This is a genomic window from Pedosphaera parvula Ellin514 (assembly GCF_000172555.1).
Classification (GTDB): Bacteria; Verrucomicrobiota; Verrucomicrobiia; order Limisphaerales; family Pedosphaeraceae; genus Pedosphaera.
The window spans coordinates 25,189-47,475 of sequence record NZ_ABOX02000034.1 but is presented as its reverse complement, the minus strand read 5'-3'; the positions used below and the strand labels follow the sequence as shown (position 1 = coordinate 47,475).

17 protein-coding genes are annotated in these 22,287 nt (G+C 54.4%); 13 read left to right on the top strand and 4 right to left on the bottom strand.

Annotated elements, in window-relative coordinates:
- Positions 1–18 precede the first annotated feature (18 nt).
- The 4 genes from CFLAV_RS34635 (at position 19) to CFLAV_RS21710 (ending at position 3,492) form a co-directional block, all read left to right on the top strand.
- A complete protein-coding gene (locus CFLAV_RS34635) occupies positions 19–708 on the top strand; it encodes a dTMP kinase (RefSeq protein ID WP_007416990.1) in 690 nt (229 codons plus the stop codon).
- A gap of 3 nt (positions 709–711) precedes the next feature.
- Positions 712–1,464 carry a dTMP kinase gene (locus CFLAV_RS34630; protein ID WP_007416989.1) on the top strand — a complete coding sequence of 251 codons (753 nt, stop codon included), beginning with the start codon at positions 712–714 and terminating at the stop codon, positions 1,462–1,464.
- A gap of 70 nt (positions 1,465–1,534) precedes the next feature.
- Positions 1,535–2,518: an ROK family protein gene (locus tag CFLAV_RS21715; protein ID WP_007416988.1), complete on the top strand. Its 984-nt coding sequence runs from the start codon at positions 1,535–1,537 to the stop codon at positions 2,516–2,518.
- Between the two features lie 5 nt (positions 2,519–2,523).
- Complete coding sequence (locus CFLAV_RS21710; protein WP_007416987.1) at positions 2,524–3,492, top strand: Ppx/GppA phosphatase family protein; 969 nt, start codon at positions 2,524–2,526, stop codon at positions 3,490–3,492.
- On the opposite strand, the gene CFLAV_RS21705 is transcribed toward CFLAV_RS21710, so the two are convergent.
- The 4 genes from CFLAV_RS21705 to CFLAV_RS36595 all read right to left on the bottom strand — a co-directional run bounded on the left by CFLAV_RS21705 (position 3,486) and on the right by CFLAV_RS36595 (position 6,644).
- Positions 3,486–4,223, bottom strand: coding sequence for a type II secretion system protein (locus CFLAV_RS21705; protein WP_007416986.1), 738 nt, complete (start codon positions 4,221–4,223; stop codon positions 3,486–3,488). The two genes, CFLAV_RS21710 and CFLAV_RS21705, sit on opposite strands and share 7 nt — an antisense overlap.
- Entirely contained in the window at positions 4,204–5,445 is a 1,242-nt protein-coding gene (locus tag CFLAV_RS21700) for a PQQ-dependent sugar dehydrogenase (protein ID WP_202796939.1), read from the bottom strand. The genes CFLAV_RS21705 and CFLAV_RS21700 overlap by 20 nt, the downstream gene beginning before the upstream one ends.
- A gap of 146 nt (positions 5,446–5,591) precedes the next feature.
- The gene (locus tag CFLAV_RS21695) at positions 5,592–5,948 is read right to left on the bottom strand and encodes a hypothetical protein (RefSeq protein WP_007416984.1); all 357 of its coding nucleotides are present in this window, start codon (positions 5,946–5,948) and stop codon (positions 5,592–5,594) included.
- Between the two features lie 537 nt (positions 5,949–6,485).
- Positions 6,486–6,644 (bottom strand): hypothetical protein, encoded by a 159-nt coding sequence (locus CFLAV_RS36595; protein ID WP_007416982.1) that lies wholly within the window; start codon positions 6,642–6,644, stop codon positions 6,486–6,488.
- A 1,101-nt stretch (positions 6,645–7,745) separates the two neighbouring features.
- Here CFLAV_RS36595 and CFLAV_RS21680 point away from each other — a divergent pair.
- From CFLAV_RS21680 to CFLAV_RS21640, 9 genes are all read left to right on the top strand, one after another.
- The gene (locus tag CFLAV_RS21680; RefSeq protein WP_007416980.1) at positions 7,746–10,286 is read left to right on the top strand and encodes a DEAD/DEAH box helicase family protein; all 2,541 of its coding nucleotides are present in this window, start codon (positions 7,746–7,748) and stop codon (positions 10,284–10,286) included.
- 9 nt (positions 10,287–10,295) lie between these two features.
- A complete protein-coding gene (locus CFLAV_RS21675; protein WP_007416979.1) occupies positions 10,296–12,731 on the top strand; it encodes an N-6 DNA methylase in 2,436 nt (811 codons plus the stop codon).
- Positions 12,732–12,757: 26 nt separating this feature from the next.
- Positions 12,758–13,828, top strand: coding sequence for a DUF4917 family protein (locus CFLAV_RS21670; protein ID WP_007416978.1), 1,071 nt, complete (start codon positions 12,758–12,760; stop codon positions 13,826–13,828).
- Positions 13,829–14,003: 175 nt separating this feature from the next.
- Positions 14,004–14,417 carry a GNAT family N-acetyltransferase gene (locus tag CFLAV_RS34305; RefSeq protein WP_007416977.1) on the top strand — a complete coding sequence of 138 codons (414 nt, stop codon included), beginning with the start codon at positions 14,004–14,006 and terminating at the stop codon, positions 14,415–14,417.
- Between the two features lie 103 nt (positions 14,418–14,520).
- Positions 14,521–16,383 carry a beta strand repeat-containing protein gene (locus CFLAV_RS21660; protein WP_007416976.1) on the top strand — a complete coding sequence of 621 codons (1,863 nt, stop codon included), beginning with the start codon at positions 14,521–14,523 and terminating at the stop codon, positions 16,381–16,383.
- Between the two features lie 171 nt (positions 16,384–16,554).
- On the top strand, positions 16,555–16,863 hold the full coding sequence (locus tag CFLAV_RS21655) for a hypothetical protein (RefSeq protein ID WP_007416975.1): 309 nt from the start codon (positions 16,555–16,557) through the stop codon (positions 16,861–16,863).
- 138 nt (positions 16,864–17,001) lie between these two features.
- Positions 17,002–18,057 (top strand): TIGR03032 family protein, encoded by a 1,056-nt coding sequence (locus tag CFLAV_RS21650; RefSeq protein WP_007416974.1) that lies wholly within the window; start codon positions 17,002–17,004, stop codon positions 18,055–18,057.
- Positions 18,058–18,123: 66 nt separating this feature from the next.
- The gene (locus CFLAV_RS32830; RefSeq protein WP_007416973.1) at positions 18,124–19,701 is read left to right on the top strand and encodes an IPT/TIG domain-containing protein; all 1,578 of its coding nucleotides are present in this window, start codon (positions 18,124–18,126) and stop codon (positions 19,699–19,701) included.
- 194 nt (positions 19,702–19,895) lie between these two features.
- Positions 19,896–22,268, top strand: a complete 2,373-nt coding sequence (locus tag CFLAV_RS21640) for a heavy metal translocating P-type ATPase (RefSeq protein WP_007416972.1) — start codon at positions 19,896–19,898, stop codon at positions 22,266–22,268.
- Positions 22,269–22,287: the final 19 nt, after the last annotated feature.

The following is a 22,287-nucleotide window of genomic DNA, read 5'->3' as shown; positions in this document are numbered from 1 at the left end:
TTATTTTCCTTTTCGGACATGACGAAGACTTTTGCTGAACTCGGTTTTCCTGGGCGCCTGATCGCGGTGGAAGGATTGGATGGCTCAGGCAAATCCACCCAGATTTATCTGCTCAAGCGTTGGCTTGAATTGCAGGGCTTCAAGGTCTTCTTTAGCGAATGGAATTCCTCGCAACTGGTCAAAAGTGCCACCAGCAAAGGGAAGAAGCGTGAATTGCTCACGCCCACAACTTTCAGCCTGATTCACGCCACCGATTTTGCTGATCGCTATGAACGACAACTGGTTCCGTTGTTGCGCGCCGGTTATCTTGTCTTGTGTGATCGTTACATTTTTACTGCTTTTGCGCGTGACACCGTTCGTGGCTGCCCGCCCGAGTGGGTGCGGGGTCTTTATAACTTTGCCGCCCATCCCGATCTGACCTTTTTCTTTAAGGCACAATTGGAGGTCTCGCTGCAACGCATCCTGGATGGACGCCCGCAGCTCAAATATTTTGAGGCCGGCATGGACATGCGCCTTTCCAGCGACCCTTATGAGAGCTTCCGGATTTTTCAAGGCCGCATTCTGGAACAATACCTGGCCATGAGCACCGAGTTTAATTTCTCGGTCCTGGATGCCAATCAGCCGGTCGAAGTGCAGCAAACTCTGGTTCGCGAGTTGGTGGCTGCCAAGATAGATCTGCCCTCGTTTGCGGCCAACCATGTTAAGTAATCAATGAAAAGAAAATCCGCCAGACGCGAGAAAATGCCTGTCCAAAAGATTGTGGTGCCGCGCCCGTCGACTCGCCGCTTCTACGGGCACGGGATTCCGAATGTCGATGTCAACCGCCTCGCGGGGAAATTGATTGTTGTGGAAGGTGCTGATGGTTCAGGCCGGTCGACCCAAATTGCCCGGCTGGTGGAATGGCTTGAAGGGTGTGGTCATGCTACTGTGCAGGTGGGACTCAAGCGCTCGACGTTGGTAAGCGAGGAGTTGAATCAGGCTCAACACGGCAACATTCTCAGCCATACCACGTTGAGTCTTTTCTATGCAACTGACTTTGCGGACCAGTTGGAGAACATGATCCTGCCCGCGCTCAAGGCGGGTTTCATGGTGCTGGCGGATCGTTATATTTATACTTTGATGGCGCGAGACCTGGTGCGCGGCATGGACGAAGCCTGGCTTAAGAATCTTTACAGCATCGCTCTCGTTCCTGACGCGGTGTTTTATTTGAATGTATCGCCGGAACAACTGGTGCAGCGCAATTTTGCAAAAAACCATTCGCTGGATTATTGGGAGAGCGGCATGGATCTCGGTCTTTCGCGGGAAATGTTCGACAGCTTTCTCAAGTACCAGGGTTTGATGGCGAATGAGTTCAGGCGCCTGCAATCCATTTATGGATTCAACATCGTGGATGGCAACCGTCTGCCGGATGAAATTAACGCGGATTTGAGACGCAAAATCGAAGCCAACCTGGCTGGTAGATAGTTCAATTGTCCGCGTTGTGAGTGCTGCCAAAGCACCCGTGCGCCTGGAATTAAACAAACGAAGTAATGTTATGGCGGAAGCAAACAGCAAAGCGGAGTATTTGGTCGGGGTGGATCTGGGTGGCACCAAGATTCTGGCGGGTGTTTTCACGCCATCCCTGAAAATTGTCGGTCGCTCGAAGATGAGCACCAAGCCCGAGCGCGGCACGTCGACGGTGATTGAGCGGGTGGCGCGCTGTGTGCAGGATGCGGTGGACGAATGCGACCTGGATTTGAAACAAGTGCGGGGTGTGGGCATTGGTTCGCCCGGCGCGGTGGATCCCGAAAGCGGCAAGGTGATGTTCGCCGGCAATCTCGGGTGGAAGGATGTTTCGCTCAAGAAGGAGCTGGAGAAGCAGTTGGAAGTGCCAGTTTTTCTGGGCAACGATTGCAATGTTTGCACTCTCGGGGTGCACGAGGTGGAGCTGGAATCCAAGCCGCGCAATATGGTGGGTATCTTTCTCGGCACCGGCATTGGTGGCGGCCTGATTATTGAAGGAAAGCCTTTCTCGGGATTCAATAGGACAGCGGGTGAGGTGGGCCACATGGTGCTGGAAGTGAATGGGCCGAAGTGCACCTGCGGCAATCGTGGTTGTTGGGAGGCGTTGTCCAGTCGCTCGGCTTTATTTCGGCAGATTTTGGAAGCGGTGAAGGATGGCCAGAAAACAGTGCTCACCGAAATGCTGGGCAGCGACTTGAAGGATTTGCGGAGCGGTGATTTGCGCAAGGCCATTAAACAAGGTGACAAGTTCGTCGAGCACATCGTTGAGGAAGCCGCCAAATATACCGGCATTGCCGTGGCGAATTTAATTAATGTTTTGAGCCCGGAAGTGGTGGTGATCGGCGGCGGGCTCATGGATGCGCTGGAGAATGAAATGCTTTCCGTGATCATAGAATGTGCGCGGGAACATGCCTTTCCCGGTTCGGACAAGGGTGTGAAAATATTGGCTTCGAAGCTGGGTGACGATGCGGGCATCACGGGTGGCGCGGTGTTGGCTCGCAAGGAAACGAAGTAATCCAAATGTCCAGCGTTGCAACCAACCAAGTTCGTCGGGCCGTGATTGATATTGGCACGAATTCCATCAAGTTGCTCGTGGGCGATGTCGCGGATGGCCAGGTTGATCCGGTGTTGGAGGATAGCGAGCAGACGCGGTTGGGCGCGGGATTTTATGAGACGCATGAATTGAAGCCCCAGGCAATTGCCCAGACGGCCACGGCGGTCGCTGCCTTTGCAGACAAGGCGCGCGAGTTGAAGGCGATTTCGACACGAGTCATCGCCACGAGTGCGGCACGCGATGCCAAAAACTCCCACGAACTGACCTCGGCGATTGAAAAGTCTTCCGGCTTGAAGGTCGAAATCATTTCGGGCGAGCAGGAGGCGGACTGGGCGTTTCAAGGGGTGACGAGCGATCCGGAATTGGCGCAGCAACCGTTGCTGCTGCTGGATGTGGGCGGCGGCAGCGCGGAGTTTATTTTGGGGCAGGGGGAGAGCAAACATTTTCGAGAGAGTTTTCAATTGGGCACGGTGCGGCTGCTCGAAAAACTTACCGTGAGCGATCCGCCCACCGCCAGGGAACTTGCTGCCTGTCGCGAGAAGGTGAAAACATTTTTGGAATCGACCGTGGTGCCCAAGCTCGGACCGGCGTTGAAGAAGGAAACCAAGATGGATACGGAACACCGAGCCGTGCAACTGGTCGGCACGGGTGGCACGACGACGATTCTCGCACGAATGGAGGCGCGACTCAATTCGTACGATCGCGAGCGCATTGAGGCCACGCGGCTTTCGCTGGAGCAGGTGCAGGCGCATGCGGAAAAGCTTTGGGCGCTCTCACTGGCAGAGCGCAAAAATATCGTTGGACTGCCGAAGAAACGTGCGGATGTCATCCTGCCGGGAGTGGTGATATATGAGGGCATCATGGAAACTTTTGGTTTCAAGGAATTGCGGATAAGCACGCGCGGACTGCGGTTTGCGGCGTTGATGACTCAATAAGCTCGCACACCGCTGAGGCGGGCGTCTTTATTGAACTCGGCGTGGCCGTCGAGGAACAGGCGGTTGCGGCCGCCGGGATGGACGGTCTGGCCTTTCAACTCCGGCGCCACGGTCGGGATCGTCGATGGAAAATAAGGATCGACCACCAATTCCACATCGGACGTGCCATTGATCACGCCGAGCGTCGTGTTGTTCGTGGTGTCTTTCAAATCATTCACGCATTGGAGTTGCGTCTTGTTCCAAAAATTATCGGACGGTATCACGTCATCGATGTGATCAAAGCGCCAGAGCCAATAGCGGCTGACCGGCGCATCGTTGGTGGTGTCGAGCGATTGCACGGCCTGGATGGCGGTGCCAATCGGCGACGCTGCCACGGACGGGCAGGACCAGATGTTGTAATTGGCAATTTCAGTGTGCAACACTACTGCCGCCCAGCCGCCACGCGGATCGGAGGGCGGCCAACTCGTCCAAGGATGAAAGCCGCCGGGCAAACTGCTCTTCAAATCGCGACGGTCCGGAAAGCGATCCTCGTGATCCCCGAGGTAAAGCGCGAAGGCGAGTCCAATTTGTCGCAGGTTGGAAAAACAACTCGCCTGCCGCGCCTTGCTCTTCGCCCGCGCGAGCGTGGGCAGCAGCAACGACGCGAGGATGGCGATGATGGCAATGACCACGAGCAGCTCGATGAGCGTGAACGCCGGCGCACATATTTTTCTATTTCGCTTCACTGCCATGAGCACTCTCGGCAGGGACTTTGCCGTTGCCGTAGGAGACGCGGTAAATGATACCATTCTCGTCATCGGAAACAAGCAAAGAGCCATCCCGGGTCATCGCGATGCCAGCGATGCGCGCGAACTGGGCCTTGCCATCTTCAATCAGGAACCCGGTCAAAAAATCCTCGAACTTCACCGGCTTATTATCCTCAAAATGCACGCGCGTGACGCAGTAACCACTGGGTGGCAACCTGTTCCATGAACCGCGCCAGACCACGAACGCATCGTTCGTGTATGCCGGCGGAAATTGTTTGCCCGTATAAAAAGTCATCGCGATCGGCGCGGCGTGGGCGGTATAAGTGAGCACCGGGGCAATCGAAGTCGCGCAAATTTGCTCCTTGGTTTTGCCCTTCGGTTGCGGGGCCAGGGCATCCACCTGTTTATCGCCGAAGCAATAGGGCCAGCCGTAAAAGCCGCCTTCCACGAGCAGGTTCAACTCCTCCGGCGGCACCTGGTCGCCGCGATCATCTGAACCATTATCGACACCCCAGAGTTCATGCGTCTCCGGATGCCAGTCGAACCCGAGCGTATTGCGCAAACCGCTGGCAAAAACTTTTCGTTCCGTCCCATCCGGCTTGGCGCGGAGAATCGCGGCATTCTCCGGATTGCTCTCCTCGCAACTATTACAGGTGCTTCCCATCGAAATGTAGAGCATCCCATCCGGCCCGAAGCCGAGCGTCCGTTTCCAATGCATTCCCATTTCAGGCAGATCGGGACCTTTCAATGGCTCCGGCTTCTCCACCTTGCCGCCGCCGAGGAGATGCGCCTTGTAAATTTTGCGAACCGTGCCGAGATACATATCACCCTCGTGAATCGCAATGCCATGAACACCCTTTAAATCCGAAACGATGGTCAACTGTTCATCCGCGATGCCCCGATCCTGTTTATCGCGCAACGCCACCACCGAGCCTTGAGCAAGGCAGGTGACATAAACCGTGTTGTCATCTCCCACGGCAATCATGCGCGGATTGCCGAGCCCCTGGGCGAACACGTTGACCTTGAAGCCGGGCGGCAACTTCAATTGCTTCAGCCGTTCCGGCGTGAAGTCGCGTCGCTCCGGCTGGAATACGTGACTGACGTTTTCCTGCGGTTTCCCCTCCGCCGTGGCGGTATCGGCGAGAAGGGTGTTCGCCATGGCCAGGCAAAAGAGAGAGGTCAGCCCCAAAATTATGTTCGCGCGCATCCGCGAATTTAATGCCCCAGAGCAGGGGAGGCATTGGGGCAAAACCCTTAGCCTGATTTTCAACCGCGGATGAACGCCAATGAACGCGGATTGAGCAAGGCTGGAACAATCGCCCTCCACAATTTCAACCAATGCAATTTCAGCTCTCATTTGAAACTCGAAATTCGTAATTTGAAATTAAAAAGATGTCCCGTTAACTCCCGATAGCTCACGTTAACTCCCGTTAACTCACGGTCCTTGTCTTCATCCTCCTCCCAGAGGGAGGCGATGACAATAGCCCGGCACTTGAGTGCCGGGAAAACACGTTCCAAAAATGTCCCCAGTCCCATCGGGACGACTGGATTCCTCCTTCCGATCCCGACCGAACTGCCAGCCACGTAGCGCAGACTTGCAGTCTGCCGTATCGCCGATTTGCAATCGGCCTTGCGCCCGGAACAATCCAGCCCGCCAAAACGCTTTCGCTTCGATTTCAACTCCGCAAACTTAATCCTCCTTGTTTTCATTCTGACTCCTGTCAAAAAAATTTTATCCGCTATTTGGCGTTAGAGCTCTCTGTTTGATTTGATAATTTGAAAATCTGACAATTTGAAACTCGAAATTCGCCATTCGAAATTTTCCACGCCGACCATTACCGACCATTGGCGACTATTACCGTCCGATACCGACCGAACCCCCATACACGTATTAAATTTTAACCGACCATCACCGACCGAACTGCCACTCTGGTAGCGCAGACTTGCAGTCTGCTGTATCGCCGATTTGCAATCGGCATTGCGCCCGGAACAATCCAGCCCGCCAAAATCATTCCGCATCGATTCCAATTCCGGAAACTTGATCCTCTCTGTTTTCATTCCGACTCCTGTCAAAAAAATTTTACCCGCTATTTGGCGTTAGAGCTCTCTGTTTGATTTGATAATTTGAAAATCTGACAATTTGAAACTCGAAATTCGCCATTCGAAATTTTCCACGCCGACCATTACCGTCCGTTGGCGTCTATTACCGTCCGATACTGTCCGAACCCCCATACACGTATTAAATTTTCACCGACCACAACCGACCGAACTGCCACTCTGGTAGCGCAGACTTGCAGTCTGCTGTATCGCCGATTTGCAATCGGCATTGCGCCCGGAACAATCCAGCCCGCCAAAATCATTCCGCATCGATTCCAATTCCGGAAACTTGATCCTCTCTGTTTTCATTCCGACTCCTACCACAAAATTTTTTTAACCGACCATTACCGACCTTTGGCGACTATTACCGTCCGATACCGACCGAACCCCCATACACGTATTAAATTTTCACCGACCATCACCGACCGAAAACTTCCGCTGGCCTTCCTTTTTTCCCGCTGCGTTATCCATTATCAATTGTCCATTTTCCATTGCCGCAAATTTTTTTTACCCGTTATGTACCGTTATCTGGCGTTATCTACCGTTATAAGGCGTTAGAACCCTTCGCGACCCCCCTCAAATTCAGACCAAACCCTGGGCAGCAGACTCGAACCACGGACTCCGCCGTGTTGTTCCGAATGTTTGAGTTCCCTAATTGTCCATTGTCAATTATCCATTCTCTATTAGTCCTCCCCCGTCTTGCCATAAAATTCCTCCATTAGTTTGTTGGTTAATGTTTGGTTTTATCCCGGCTCTGCATTCGAAACTCGAAATTCGCCATTCGAAATTTCCATGGGTCCTTGATTTTTGTGGGTCCACCGAGACCTGCTGGCCTCAACCCTTAATTTAATTGTGAGGCATACATACTAAAAAATACATACTATGTCAATATGTATTTTAACATTTGTTTCACACTGTTAACAATAAATGTGAATATCTTGGCAAACCTTATGCTGCAAAGGCAACTCCCTCGCACCCCTCGTGACAGCAGACCATAAAACACCCCGCTTTCCATCCTTCCATCCTCGCCCACGTCCCCCTTTCGCGTAGTGGCCCCGTCCGGAAGGACTTTCGTGGTTAAAATTCTTTATTCCCTCCGCTCGCTCCTTCAATAGCGAAGCCTGACTGACCAACCCCAAAGCGGGTTGAATAAGGTGCCAGTCCGGAAAGACCCCAGCGGTTGCCTTGAGCAAGCATTTCCAAAAAACTTTAACCGTTCTTCACTAGCCCCATCCAACAATCCCATCTTGCTTCCTCCCCGCCACGTACCTATCCTCATCCTCAAAAGGACCCGACCGCCACGATGTCCAAAAACGCCCACAATAAATCCTTCGCCCCCACGTGGGATTCGAACCCACCTCTTAGGGTGCAAATAAGCTTTGTGTTGCCCCCTTAAATCGCTTTGATGGAATGAAAGAAGCCGCCGCCCGCATAAAAATCAACAAGCTGCTCGAAGCAGCCGGTTGGCGGTTTTTTGCGGACGATAAAGGTCCGGCTAACATTCAACTCGAACCCAGCGTTACGCTCAAGCCACACGACCTTGATGCTCTCGGGGAAAATTTTGAAAAAGCTCAAAAAGGCTTTATCGACTTCCTCCTTCTCAACGAGAAGGGCTTCCCGTTTATCGTCCTCGAAGCAAAGGCGGAGGATAAAAATCCATTGGTAGCCAAAGAGCAGGCCCGCAAATACGCCCGCTCGCAGAACTGTCGGTTCGTCATCCTCTCTAACGGAAATCTGCATTACTTCTGGGACCTTGAGCGAGGCAACCCGTATGTCATCACCTCTTTCCCTACTCCTGGGTCAGTCATCGGCTATCAGAAAACCTTGCCCGATCCGAAGCGGCTGATCGAAGAGTATGTTGAAGATGATTACGTCGTGCTCACACAGCGCCCCGGGTATGCCGCAGAAGCGTCCTGGAAAAGCGAACAGGAGCGTCCACGCTTCATTGAAGTCAATGCTCTCAGGTTCCTTCGCCCGTATCAGAAGAAAGCCATTGCTGCGCTCCAGGCCGCGGTAAAGGCTGGCAAGGACCGATTCTTGTTCGAGATGGCCACGGGTACAGGAAAAACGCTCACTGCCGCGGCAGTCATCAAACTCTTCCTTCGCACCGGCAATGCGCGGCGCGTGCTCTTCCTCGTCGACCGCCTTGAGCTCGAAGACCAGGCTCTAAAAGCATTCAAGAAAGCTCTCGCCAATGACTATAAAGCCGTCATCTACAAGGAAAATCGGGATGACTGGCGTCATGCAGAGATTATCGTAACGACCGTTCAATCGCTGTTGTTCAATAACAAATATCAACAGCTCTTTTCACCCACGGATTTCGATCTGGTAATCTCCGACGAAGCGCACCGCTCGATTGGTGGCAATGCGCGCTCGGTCTTTGACTTCTTCGTTGGCTACAAGTTGGGCCTCACCGCCACACCGCGCGATTACCTGAAGAAACTCGACAAGAAAAACGCGACTACAAAAGACCCGCGTGAATTTGAGCGCCGCCTGTTGCTGGATACCTATCGCACCTTCGGCTGCGACGATGGCCAGCCCACGTTCCGTTACTCATTGCTTGATGGAGTAAAAGAAGGCTACTTGATCAATCCCACCGTCGTTGACGCTCGTAGCGAGGTCACGACCCAGTTACTTTCTGATAATGGCTTCGTCGTGGAGTTCAAAGACGAGGGTGGGGAAGACCAAAAGGAGAGCTACAAACAACGTGAGTTCGAGAAACGGTTCTTCTCCAAAGCCACGAATCAGCTCTTCTGCAAAATTTTCCTGGAAAATGCGCTTCGAGATCCTATTAGCGGCGAGATTGGCAAATCCATCGTCTTCGCGGTGAGCCAAAACCATGCGGCGAAACTCGCTCAGATTCTCAACGAAATGGCCGACCGCATGTTCCCAGGCAAATATCAATCCGATTTCGCCGTCCAGGTCACGTCTCACGTGGATGGGGCGCAACAACTCACGATCAATTTTACCAATAACAACCTGCTCGGCTCGGCGAATTTCATCCCTACATACAAGACCAGCAAAGCCCGCATTTGTGTAACCGTCGGCATGATGACGACTGGCTACGATTGCCCGGACATTCTTAATCTCGGGCTCTTGCGCCCGATCTTCTCGCCTACGGATTTCGTGCAGATGAAAGGGCGCGGCACGCGCAAACACGATTTCCGCGAACAGCTCTTTGACGAGGCGATCAAGGAGAACGTCAAGCAACCAAAGAAAACCGCTTTCAAGCTCTTCGACTTCTTCGCCAACTGCGAATATTTCGAGAAGGAATACAACTACGATCAGATCATCAAACTTCCTAAGCCGAAGGGCAAGGGTGGTGAAAAGGAGGATAACGAGGGCGATGGCATCGGAGGCATAGCGAAAAGCTATGAGCATCTTGGTGAGGATATCCTTGCCACGATGAGAGAGGAGGTCATCGGCTCTGAAGGCATGAAGATCGACCGCATGCTTTATCAGAAATTCGAGACCACCATCCGGGAAAATGATTTCATCGTGGCCAGTATTGAGGCAAACCAATGGGACCGGGTCATCGACTATGTGAACCGGGAAATCTTCGGCAAATCCGCTGAGTTTTATTCGCTGGAGAAGCTGCGCAAAGCGGCGGACGTGGACCGGCGGATCACGCTTCGGGAAATTCTCGAAAAAATCTTCGGCCTTATTCCGCGCTTCAAGTCCAAAGATGAACTGTTGGAGGAAGAGTTCTCCAAGTTCGTGGCCGACTACAAACCCGAAGAGGCCGAAGCTATCCCGGCACTCAAAACCTATTTCAAGGCCTACGTCACCAGCGATCAGATTCGTTATATCATCGAATCAGGCCACTTGACCGACCTCGCCACGAATCCCGTATTCTCCACACGTGACTTCAAGGCTGTGCCTTCGAAATACCGGACGTTGATTCCGGAATACATCAAGGATTATGTTTCCTTGAACCAATTCGCTGCTTAGGAAAACTACATGCTAGACTCTGACACAAAACGCCGCATCGATACCGCTCGCAACATCCTCGTTGGCAAAGTTCCCGACCCAAAATCCCAGGTAGAACAAATCACTATTGCACTCATCTATAAGTTCATGGACGACATGGACGCTGAGTCTGAGGAGCTGGGCGGCAAGCGTAAGTTTTTCACGAAGGATTTCGCCCGATACGGCTGGGCCAGGCTCATGCGTTCCGGTCTTGGCGGCCATGAACTACTCGGCCTCTATGGCGAAGGCATTGCCAAGATGCCCCAGAATCCCGGCATCCCACTCCTGTTCCGTGAAATTTTCAAGAATGCTTATCTTCCCTATCGCGATCCTGAAACGCTTAAAGCCTTTCTAAAAATCATCGATGAGTTTACGTACGACCACTCCGAGCGGCTTGGTGATGCCTTCGAGTATCTCCTCTCCGTCCTTGGCTCCCAAGGCGATGCCGGGCAATTTCGCACACCACGTCACATCATTGATTTTATCGTCTCGGTTGTAGATCCGAAAAAAAACGAGACAGTCCTCGACCCTGCTTGTGGCACCGCCGGATTTCTAATTTCCTCCTACAAACATATCCTTCGTGCGAATACCGACGCCAGAGGGAACAGCAAGCTCACCCCCGACGACCGTGGGCGCCTCGCGAAGAACTTCAAAGGTTACGATATCTCCCCTGACATGGTGCGCCTTTCATTGGTGAACCTCTATCTCCACGGTTTTACTGATCCACACATCTACGAATACGACACACTCACCTCCGAGGAACGCTGGAATGAGTTCGCCGATGTCATCCTCGCCAACCCTCCATTCATGTCTCCGAAAGGCGGCATCAAGCCCCACAAGCGTTTCTCCGTTCCAAGCAATCGCAGCGAAGTCCTATTCGTGGATTACATGCTGGAACATCTGACCGCCCACGGCCGGGCTGGCATCATTGTTCCCGAAGGAATTATTTTTCAAAGCGGCACCGCATACCGACGACTCCGTGAAGTTCTTTTGAAGGAATCCCTGATTGGGATCATCTCGCTCCCGTCGGGGGTCTTCCAGCCTTACTCGGGCGTGAAAACCTCGATCCTGATTCTCGATAAGCGAGTCGCCAAGAGCAGGCCTCATGTTCTCTTCTCCGACATTCGCGCTATCGGTGTAAGCCTCGGCGTCAAACGCACGGTTACCGAGCGAAACGATCTGCCATTCGTGGTCCAGGATTACGCGGCTTACCACGAAGGTACGGAATTATCGCGGCACTCCTTCCTCGTTGAGCGAAACGCGATTGCCGCCAACGACTACATTTTCAGCGCAGAACGCTATCGACCGGTTGAAGCCCGAGCTGGGACTCGTGTCGTCAGGCTGAAGGACGTGTGCTCGCTAACTAAAGGTACGCATTCCAGCACCAAGACACAAAGGGGACCCTATCCACTCATCGTGACGGCTAAGGAACCGCTCAGTTCTTCCGATTACGAAATAGATGGTGAGGCAGTCTGCGTTCCGATGATTTCATCCACGGGCCATGGTCGGGCAACCCTCAGCCGAATTCACTTCGCTTCAGGGAAGTTCGCTGTAGCGAACCTCTTGGCTGTGCTTCAGCCGAAAGATGCCGACGTTTTAATCACTAGATTCCTCTATCTCGTTCTCGACCTCCAGAAGGACAAGGTGGCGGAACTCATGAAGGGCGCTGCCAATGTCAGCATGAAAGTTGAGGACTTGGCCGAATTCCAAATCCCCCTGCCATCCCTTGCTACGCAGAAGGAGATCGTGCTGGAGATCGAGGGCTACCAGAAAGTCATCAACGGCGCCCGCGCCGTCCTCGACCACTATCGCCCCCACATCACCATCCACCCTGACTGGCCGATATGTTGCCTGGATGATGTCGCATCTCTACGCAGTGGCACAACGCCCGATACAACTCGGGGTGACTACTATGTCGGCGATGTGAACTTCGTGAAGACCAGCGAGATCAACAACTGCATCATCAACAGTTCCGTTACCCATATCAGTAGGGAGGCCGTGAGAGATTACGGTCTCACTGTTTTTCCAAAAGGGACTGTCTTGATGGCCATGTACGGCCAAGGCAAAACGCGGGGCCAAGTCGCATACCTCAACGTGCCCGCCTGCACGACTCAGAACGCGGCGGCAATCACCCCGAACGAGTGCGTTGAACCACTCTACCTCTATTTGTACTTTCTCGGACAATACGACCGCTTAAGGAAACACGGCATTGATGGTCACATTTCGCATTTGAATCTCACATACCTCAAAACATTTGAAATCCCTCTCCCACCCCTCGCCACGCAGCAAGCCATCGTGTCCGAGATCGAAGCCGAGCAAGCACTGGTCGCCGCCAACCGCGAACTAATCACCCGCTTCGAGAAAAAAATCCAAGCCACCCTCGCCCGCATCTGGGGTGAGGGTGATAACACTATCGAAACGCATTAATTCCACCACCTAACCTACACATCGTCATGTCAACACCGCCAATTCTTTCATATGCCGATGTGCTCGCCGAAACTGACGTACGTCGGCACCTTCTGTTGGGAAACGGTTTCAGCATCGCATGCAGACCTGACCTGTTTAAATACGACAAACTTTTCGACCGGGCAGATTTTTCACAAGCAGAGCGAGCACGCCAGGCGTTTGATGCGCTCGGAACAACAAACTTCGAAGCAGTCATGAGGGCATTGCGGAGCTTCTCTGTAATTGCCACGATCTACTTCCCGGGCGATGCGGATGCAAAAAACAGAGCCGCAGAAGACGCTAATTCACTCAGAGAGGTACTTGTCAGCGCTGTAGCCGGTTCCCATCCAGATCGTCCGCACGATATAAAAAGAGAAGAATACTCAATCTGCCGAAAGTTTCTCCGTGGCTACAAGAGTATCAATACATTGAATTATGACTTGCTGCTCTATTGGTCTCTAATGCAAGACGAACTTGAGGATGAGCCGATTACTTCTGATGATGGTTTCCGTAAGCCTGCCGACGATCCCGATGCCGATTACGTTTCGTGGGATCCAGATAATTCGAAGACCCAAAGTGTACGGTATCTTCACGGTGCTTTACACCTTTACGATACCGGGAGCGAGATGAAAAAGTTTACTTGGGTCAACACCCAAATCCCTCTCATTGATCAAATCCGTGCCGCATTACAACAAGGGTTTTACCCCGTTTTCGTCTCGGAAGGCACAAGCGCTGAAAAGGTAGAACGCATCCGCCATAACGATTACCTCTGTAAAATGTATCGTTCGTTTACGGAAATTCAGGGATCGCTCGTCGTATTCGGACATTCCTTGGACGAGTGCGACGACCATATCTTCACAGATCGTATTGGCCGCCATGGTAAAACAAACCGCTTGTATATCAGTCTGTTCGGAGATCCAAGCTCTTCTGCAAATCAGGAAAAAATTAGCCGGGCATCAGCACTCTCCGGACTTCGGAAGGGCAAACCCTTAGAGGTAAAGTTTTTCGATGCCGGCTCTGCGTCAGTTTGGGCGCCCAGCAGGTTAGCTAACACGGGGACGTCCACTGCATCCAATTAAACATTGAGGCCGGCTGTAACCTCCTCGCCACGCTCATACTTGGTGAGGATATCCGCAGGATAGGCGAAGGGCTCCCCAAATTTCATGCCCTCGTATCGATAGCCGCTGAATTTTGCTGAAAAACTTTTCCATTCCTGTCTAATCCCTTATTCTCGCCGCCAACCAAAGGCCATCCATGATCCACTACCAGCACACCACCGAAAACCTTTCCTGGGAAAACTTGTCCACCCTCTTCCAATCCGTCGGCTGGGGACCACGAAGCGCCTCTGAACTCCAGGACGCCTTTTCCAAAAGCACCCACCTCATCTTCGCCTACGACCAGAACCAACTCGTCGGCTGCGGCCGCACCGTCGATGACGGAAAATATTACTGCCTCATTGTCGATGTCATCGTCGCTCCCACGCATCAGCGACGCGGCATCGGCACCCACATCATCGACCACCTCAAACAGCAGACCAGAGATTATCTGTTTTGCACCCTCACCGCCGCTCCCGACAAAGCCTCGTTTTACGAAACCCTGGGCTTCCGCAAACAACAAACCGCCTACATCGTCCCCCGCACCGAAAAACAAGCCACCGACCACTGCTGACAGGACCGCCTTCTACCCGTCTAATTATGTAGACAATTCCACTGGGATTGGAATGATATCTGTCGTTCAAGAGAGACAAAATTATCAGATAAGACTTTTACCTATGAGCCATCGTTGTTTCGCGCTTTTTTCCGGCCTTCTTTTGCTTTCCGCGATCCAGGTCAGGGCGAATTCGGACATCACCATCGGTTCGGCTCCCACCTCAGGCGGTTCCTGGTCCTGGGGCTATTTTACGCCCACGGCGGACAAGGCAACCATTTCCGTCACCGACATAGCAAATTTGCTGGATAACGGGACACCTATCCTCATCGTTACCACCAGTGCATTTTCAGCACAGGGAAACATCACCGTGGATTCGGCGATCGTGAAGTCGGTTTCGAATCCCGCCTCGCTGGAACTCACCGCCAATTCCAGCATTGCCATCAACGGCTCCATCAACATGCCAACGGGCGACCTCTCTCTTTCTGCCGCCAATGGCGGTAGCATCACCCAGGGGGCGGAGATTATCGTGGCCACGGGAGCAGTCACCATTCTATCACCCGCTGGCGATGTCACCCTTAACAACGTTGCAAATAATTTTTCCACAGCCACCATCACCGCTGCCAACAATGTCACCCTGGCCACCAGTTCTGCGCTCAATTTCGGCAATTCGATGATTACCGGTAATCTCACTGTGACCACAGCCGGAGCCATCACGCAGTCGGGCGCTCTCCGGGTAGCTCTGAGCAGGACCGCCACTTTCTCTGCTGGGTCCGCGAACAACATCGTGTTGAATCAGGTTGCCAACGACTTCCCGACCGTGGTCATCACTTCCGGCAAAGACGTTACGATCAGCGATATCAACAGCCTCAATTTTGGGGCTTCCACCATTTCGGGAAATCTGTGGGTAAACACCTCTGGAGCCATCACTCAGTTTGGCGCTCTTTCCGTTAATGGTGCCGGCTCATCAGCCTTCTTCTATGCCGGCTCGGGAAATAATATTATACTGAGCAATCCCGGAAATGATTTTGCGACGGTCAGCATCGCTTCCGCCAAAGATGTTACCCTGGTGGACATCAATGGACTCACCCTAGGCAGCTCCACCATCGGGGGAACACTCTCGGTCTCGGCTCAGGGAAACATTGTTCAAAGCTGGGCTTTGAACGTGACTGGTGCCACGACATTAAGCGCGGGAACATCCAAGGATATTGTGCTGACTTCAGGCAATCGTTTCACAGGAATCACCATCCCGGCAGCGAGAAACGTTTCGTTATACAGCTATGAGGGGCTCACTTTAAATACAATCGCAACGACCGGCTCGTTTACTGCCAATTCCTCCGGTACGATATTCGTGGCGGGTGCCTTGACTTCCGGCGGAAGCGTGACGCTGGGAGGCGCTGCCTGCACATTGAACAACAATGTTTCATCCACCAGCACAGTCAATTTTACTTCCCCCTTGTCGCTCGGCATGAACGTCACGGTGACCGGTTCGGTGAATTTCAACAGCTCGATTTATGGCAATGGCAGGCAGCTCACCGTGAACGGTGCAGCCATGATTGGCGGCAGTTCCCTGAGTGCGATGGGCAGCAAGTTTCTTTTTCAAAACTCTCTCGGCATTGGAACCGGAATCTTGTCGATCCAAAACTGGAATGGTTCCACCACCGGCGGCGGAGCCAGTCAAATCGTCGTCAGCAATCCACAACTTCCCACAGCCGAACTCTCCAAGGTGCGTTTCATTAATCCGGTCGGGCTCGCTTCCGGGACATATCGTGGCCAGGTTCTTGCCTCTGGTGAGATTGTGCCGGCTCCCCATCCCACGCTTCTAGTTGGCAGGAGCGGCTCCAATTTTGTGTTAAGCTGGCCAGACACGTCTGTATTGCAATCAGCTACCAACGTCGTCGGTCCATACGTGGACATTCCTGCAGCCACGAGCCCATACACCAATGCCACTGGAGTAACACCCAGCCAGTTTTTCCGCTTACGTTGAACAGTAGGTCCGGATGGTTCCAGAACCATTCTCTATCCTGGGCACCTCTCCTTTGTGCCTCCTCGTGGCTATTCATATCTTTGTCCGTGTGCATCCGTGGTTAGGCTTCCTTTTCATTCATGTTTGACATTTTCACCCCACCTCCACCAGTCTTCACCCGTAGGTGACGCTGTGAACACGTTCCAATGCCTCAAAGAATTTTTCCTGATCTGGGTCGAATTCTTTCGGCACGCAACCAGGCTCGAGTATTGCTCGCTCGCCATTGCCGGCACCATCGGTTTCCTCTGGTTTAAAATTATGTTCCGAAAACCCGACGGCTTCGACCAACATCCCACCATTGATTATCGCGACCCCGTGGACGGTCGCTGGGCCGGCGAGAAGGCGATGCTGTTGCTGCTGATGGCCTTTGGCAGCTATTGGCTGGCGTATTATCAACTGCCCGACTGGTTCCCAACCTTTTTTCACGGAGTGCCAAAATAACCCCCAAAAGAGTTCAATTCTCCTTTCTGCGTAAATCGGCGTGTTCTGCGGGCAGGTGTTTTTGTGTCCCTTGTGCTTTTTCGTGGCCGTTCAAAAATCATTGATGCGCATTCAACGCACTGCTCTACTCGCTTGCCCATGAATTCGCCCATGGAATACCGCGACATCCGCTGCGCCCACTCGGACAGTTTGCCCGCGCTCCTCGCGCAATTGCGTTTGTCGGTGCTCATCTCCACTTACCAGACCGGCCACCTCGTCGTGGTGTCGGCACGGGAAGGCCGGCTCACGCTGACGTTTAATCAATTCGAGCGGGCCATGGGCATCGCGGTCAAGTCCGGGACGATCGCCGTTTGCACGCGCAAGGAAGTCTGGTTCCTCCGCAACGCCCCGGACATCGCCGCCAAGCTCAAGGGACATCATGACGCCTGTTTCCTGGCCCGCACCTCCCATTTCACCGATGACATCCGAGCGCACGAAGCCGCCTGGGTCGCGGCGCCTTCGGGAGGAAGCGAATTCTGGACCGTCAACACACTCTTCTCCTGCCTCTCCGCCCTGCATCCACATTACAGTTTTGCCCCACGCTGGAAGCCGCCGTTCATATCCACTCTGCGTCCCGAAGACCGCTGTCATCTCAACGGGCTGGCCGTCGTCAACGGCGCACCCCGTTACGTCACGGCCTTGGGAGAAACGGACACGCCCTCTGGTTGGCGCGGCGTCAAACAGAATGGCGGCTTTCTCATGGAAGTCCCCAGCGGCCGCATGCTGACTCGTGGTCTCTCCCTCCCGCATTCGCCGCGGGTGGAAGGTAATCAGATTTTCTTTCTCCACTCCGGCCAGGGCGAGTTGGCGGTGGCTGATTCCCAAAGTGGCCAGGTCACTTCCGTGGCTCACGTGCCGGGCGTTTCGCGTGGTCTGGCCATTCACGGTGGTTACGCGTTCGTCGGTCTCTCCAAAGCCCGTCCATCGTTGGAAGGACTCCCCATCATGGCTGATCGCGACAAACTGCGTTGTGGGCTTTGGGTGGTTGATTTGCGGACCGGTGCCATCGCAGGGCATCTGGAATTTTGCACGGGCATCGAAGAGATTTTCGACGTTCAAGTATTGCCGGGGATTGTCTCGCCTTACATTTCCGGTCCGGCAGCCGAGAAGGATGTCGGTCAGCCGCTTTGGACCATCCCGCCCGGCTCGGCTTAGTGCGATCCTTTCCTGCTTGCCTTCGGGTGAATTGGGAGTATCAATGCTGACGCAAAGGTTGTTCAGATGCGAAAACTAAGACGACGTAGAAAACGCTTGGCGGTATTGGCGGCAGGGACAGTGTTAACGCCGGTTGGCTCCGCGCTGGCTTCATTGCTCGGCAACCAGCTCTTTCCCGCGAACAATCCCTGGAATCAGATCATCACCAACGCACCGGTCGCGACGAACTCAGCGGCCATCATCGCCAACATCGGCACCTCGGCTCTCGTCACGCCCGGTTGGGGTGTGGATAATCCTGCCAATGGAGCCAGCGCCTTGTATGGCATTCCTTACAATGTCGTCCATGGCAACAGCACCGCCAAGGTGAATGTCGTCATCGACAATTATCCCGACGAGAGCGACCTCATCCCGGTGCCGATTCCGGCAAACGCCGTGCTGGAAGGTGATTTTCAAAACGGACCCAATCCCGGCGTCGGTAATCGCGGTGACTCTCACCTAATCGTCTGGGATGAGGATAACAACGTCGGTTATGAACTGTGGTACGCCAGCCGGCCTTCGGAGAACTCCGACGGCAAGTGGCATGCGGCCATAGAATCATTTTGGGGCTTTGGCACGAACAGTTTTCGTCCCCTCGGATGGATGTCCGGCGACGGTGCAGGATTGCCGATACTTCCCGGCCTGGCCCGGCCCGATGAAGCGTTGCCAGTAGCGCAGGGAGGCCAGGGTGTGATCAACCATGCCGTGCGCGTGACGCTGCCGAACCGCGTTATTGACTCGCGATATATTTACCCTGCTTCACACAAGGGCTCTTCCACGGCAGTCTCCACCAACACCATTCCCCTCGGCAGCCGGTTGCGCTTGAAGAACACGCCAGCCGTGAACAATTCGATTAGCTTGATGGGGTCTCAATCCCAGGTTCTTGCCCGTGCCATGCAGCAATATGGCCTCATTGTCGCGGACACCGGCGGCTTGGCGGCAGCGATAAATGTCAGCGGCGCTCCTGGCTCGGTCAACGCCAGTAACAATCTCAGTGCTACCTGGGATATGACGGATGTCATGAAACTGAAGGGGCTCACCGCTAATGACTTCGAGGTTCTCAACCTCGCACCCATGGTGACCAGCTTGAGCGCTACACAGGGTTGGCCCGGCAGTAATCTCAACATCACTGGTCAGAATTTCTCAGGTGCAGCAGGGCGCCTATCGGTGTTCTTTGGAACCAACGCCGCCAGTTCGGTCAACATGCTCAGCGATACACAGATCTCCGTCACCGTCCCGAGCGGTTCCGGGACCGTGGATGTGACGGTTCAATCGGGAGTCAAACAAACTAGCGCCGGCAATGTCACCGCACCTATTTTCGGTTATGGAACCTCGGCCCTAACCGCGGCAGACAAGTTTACCTTTACCGCCCCGCCACCGACGATCCAGCATGTCACCTTGAACGCCGGGAACTTCGTCATGAGCGGGACCAATAACAGCGGACTCGGCGGCACTTATCACGTCTTGACCTCGACCGATCTGTCAGTGCAGAGGACCAACTGGACGATTTTGACGAGCGGGAGTTTTGATGGAAGCGGAAACTTCTCGTTCACGAACCCCGTTGGATCAACCAGCGCGCGGCACTTCTACACCCTGCAAGTGCCGTAACCCTGCGTTGCTTCACGCTCTTCTGCGTAAATCTGCGTCGTGGTTTGGGCGTGCGATGTTGCGTGTTGGACGTTTCGCCATCTTCCATCCTCGCTGCTGTGTTCTCGTGGCATCATGCTGTTCCCGGGAGGCGGTTCAATTGCGGGTTAGACGTAAGGCCCAGCGTCCATTACACTCGCGGTATCAGAAGAATTATGGGTGCGGGATCTACATCTGAAACAATTGCGCCGGGGACGTCGGGGGCGACGGAATTGGCGGTCAATGGCATGACTTGCAGCAATTGCGCGCGGCATGTGACGGAGGCGATTCAAGGTGTGCCGGGGGTTGCCGGGGCGTCGGTGGAGCTGGAGCAGGGGCGGGCGACGGTGCGTTGGAAGGGGTCGCCGGATGTGCCAGCGGTGTTGGCGGCGGTGAAGGCGGCGGGTTATGAGCCGAATGTGTTGGAGGGCGAGGCGGGCACGGAGACGGCGCGGAAATGGTCGCCGTTGGCGGGTTGGCAATTCAATGTGGTGGTGGGCTTGGCCTGCACGTTGCCGTTGATCATCGCGGAATGGGGTTTTGGCTGGGGGATGCAGCCGTGGTTTCGGTGGGTGGCGTTTCTGCTGGCGTTGCCGGTCCAGATTTTTTGCGGGGCACGATTTTACGTGGGGGCGTGGCGGCAGCTCAAGGTGGGGAGTTCGAACATGGACACGTTGGTGTCGCTCGGTTCCACGACGGCATTTCTTTACAGCGTCTGGGCGTTGTTCACGGGGAGTCACGGGCATCTCTATTTCATGGAATCGGCGGCGATCATTACGTTGATCAGCCTGGGACATTGGTTTGAGGCGCGGACGAGTGCGCGGGCGGAGAGTTCGTTGCAGGCGTTGCTGCACCTGGCGCCGCAAATGGCGAGACGGAGAAACTCGGACAATTCCGCGACGCTCGTGCCGGTGAAGGAACTGCAGTTGGAGGAGACGATTATTCTCAAGCCGGGCGATCAGGTGCCGACGGATGGCGAGGTGGTGTTTGGCGATTCGACGATCGATGAATCGATGTTGACCGGGGAATCGATTCCGGTGGAGAAGGAGATCGGGGCGAAGGTGTTTGCGGGGACGGCGAATTTGAATGGGAGTTTGTTCGTGCGGGTGACGGCCACAGGTGAAGGGACGGCGTTGGCGCATATCATTGCCGCGGTGCAACGGGCGCAGAACAGTCGCGCGGGCATCCAGCGACTCGGGGATCGGGTGAGCAGTGTGTTCGTGCCGCTGGTGGTGCTGGCGGCGTTGGGGACCGGTTTGTTGTGGGGCATGGCGCCGGAGTCGGCGAGGCATTGGAGCGCGTTATTGACGCAGTATTTGTGGGCGCCTTCGGTGCCGGAGAGCAACCTGACGGCAGCGGTCATCTGTGCGGCGGGGGTGCTGATCATCGCGTGTCCGTGTGCGATGGGATTGGCGACGCCGATTGCCATCATGGCGGGAACGAACGCGGCGGCGCGACGCGGGATTTTGATTCGCGATGGGATTGCGTTGGAGCGGGCGGGAAAAATCACGGCGGTGGTCTTCGATAAGACGGGCACGATCACGCAAGGCAAGCCGGTGGTGGTGAGCGAGGAGAAATATGGTTCCGGCGGGCGCCGGCCGATTGTGCACGAGATGAAACTCGCGGCGGCGTTGGCGCGGCGGTCGAATCATCCGATCAGCCAGAGCGTGGCGAAGTTGTATAACGACGATTATCCGTTTCAAGAATGGGTGGAAATTCGCGGCTCCGGTGTGCAGGCGAAGTTGCGCATGGATAATTTTCAAAGTGCGCCGGTGCTGGTGCGGTTGGGTTCGTTGCGCTGGTTGCGGGCGTCGGGCGTGGACCTGACGCGAGGCAAGAATTTCGAGCAGCAATGGTCGGAGCAGGGGGCGACGTTGCTGGGGATTTCAATCGATCAATCGCTCATGGGCATCGTGGCGGTGCAGGACACGTTGAAGGAAGGTGCGCAGGAGGTGATTGGCAAATTGCACAGGCGGGGATTCAAAACCTATTTGTTAACCGGCGATAATCCGCTGACCGCGCAGGCGATTGCGCGGGAAGTGGGAATTCCCAGCGGCCATGTGTTCGCGGAAGTGCTGCCGGAGGACAAGGCCGGGTTCATCCAGGTGTTGCAAAAGAAGGGGGAGCGCGTGGCGTTCATCGGCGATGGGATTAATGATGCGCCGGCGTTGGAGGCAGCGGATATAGGCATCGCGGTCAGCCGGGCGAGCGATGTGGCGCGCGAGGCGGCGGATATTATTTTGCTGAAATCGGAAATTCACGCGGTGCCGGAGGCGTTGGGGCTGGCGCGTGCGACGTTGAAGACAATCAAACAGAATTTATTTTGGGCATTCTTTTACAACATCATCGGCATACCGCTGGCCGCGCTTGGCTTTCTCAGCCCGGTATTGTGCGCGCTGGCGATGGGACTGTCGGACATGGTGGTCATCGGCAATGCGTTGCGCTTGCTACGCTGGGATGCGTTTCTCTGGCAAAACTGCGTCGGCGAATCGCTTCGGACCTGGATATTAACGATGACGAATAGCGGCTGGCGAGTCGGTGGAAATTAATTTGAGCCTGAAAGATGGC

What these genes read in the sequence shown, in the direction of transcription:
- CFLAV_RS34635 (WP_007416990.1), top strand. Translation starts at nt 19, where the DNA reads ATGACGAAGACTTTTGCTGAACTCGGTTTTCCTGGGCGCCTGATCGCG.
- CFLAV_RS34630 (WP_007416989.1), top strand. Translation starts at nt 712, where the DNA reads ATGAAAAGAAAATCCGCCAGACGCGAGAAAATGCCTGTCCAAAAGATT.
- CFLAV_RS21715 (WP_007416988.1), top strand. Translation starts at nt 1,535, where the DNA reads ATGGCGGAAGCAAACAGCAAAGCGGAGTATTTGGTCGGGGTGGATCTG.
- CFLAV_RS21710 (WP_007416987.1), top strand. Translation starts at nt 2,524, where the DNA reads ATGTCCAGCGTTGCAACCAACCAAGTTCGTCGGGCCGTGATTGATATT.
- CFLAV_RS21705 (WP_007416986.1), bottom strand. Translation starts at nt 4,223, where the DNA reads ATGGCAGTGAAGCGAAATAGAAAAATATGTGCGCCGGCGTTCACGCTC.
- CFLAV_RS21700 (WP_202796939.1), bottom strand. Translation starts at nt 5,445, where the DNA reads ATGCGCGCGAACATAATTTTGGGGCTGACCTCTCTCTTTTGCCTGGCC.
- CFLAV_RS21695 (WP_007416984.1), bottom strand. Translation starts at nt 5,948, where the DNA reads ATGAAAACAAGGAGGATTAAGTTTGCGGAGTTGAAATCGAAGCGAAAG.
- CFLAV_RS36595 (WP_007416982.1), bottom strand. Translation starts at nt 6,644, where the DNA reads ATGAAAACAGAGAGGATCAAGTTTCCGGAATTGGAATCGATGCGGAAT.
- CFLAV_RS21680 (WP_007416980.1), top strand. Translation starts at nt 7,746, where the DNA reads ATGAAAGAAGCCGCCGCCCGCATAAAAATCAACAAGCTGCTCGAAGCA.
- CFLAV_RS21675 (WP_007416979.1), top strand. Translation starts at nt 10,296, where the DNA reads ATGCTAGACTCTGACACAAAACGCCGCATCGATACCGCTCGCAACATC.
- CFLAV_RS21670 (WP_007416978.1), top strand. Translation starts at nt 12,758, where the DNA reads ATGTCAACACCGCCAATTCTTTCATATGCCGATGTGCTCGCCGAAACT.
- CFLAV_RS34305 (WP_007416977.1), top strand. Translation starts at nt 14,004, where the DNA reads ATGATCCACTACCAGCACACCACCGAAAACCTTTCCTGGGAAAACTTG.
- CFLAV_RS21660 (WP_007416976.1), top strand. Translation starts at nt 14,521, where the DNA reads ATGAGCCATCGTTGTTTCGCGCTTTTTTCCGGCCTTCTTTTGCTTTCC.
- CFLAV_RS21650 (WP_007416974.1), top strand. Translation starts at nt 17,002, where the DNA reads ATGAATTCGCCCATGGAATACCGCGACATCCGCTGCGCCCACTCGGAC.
- CFLAV_RS32830 (WP_007416973.1), top strand. Translation starts at nt 18,124, where the DNA reads ATGCGAAAACTAAGACGACGTAGAAAACGCTTGGCGGTATTGGCGGCA.
- CFLAV_RS21640 (WP_007416972.1), top strand. Translation starts at nt 19,896, where the DNA reads ATGGGTGCGGGATCTACATCTGAAACAATTGCGCCGGGGACGTCGGGG.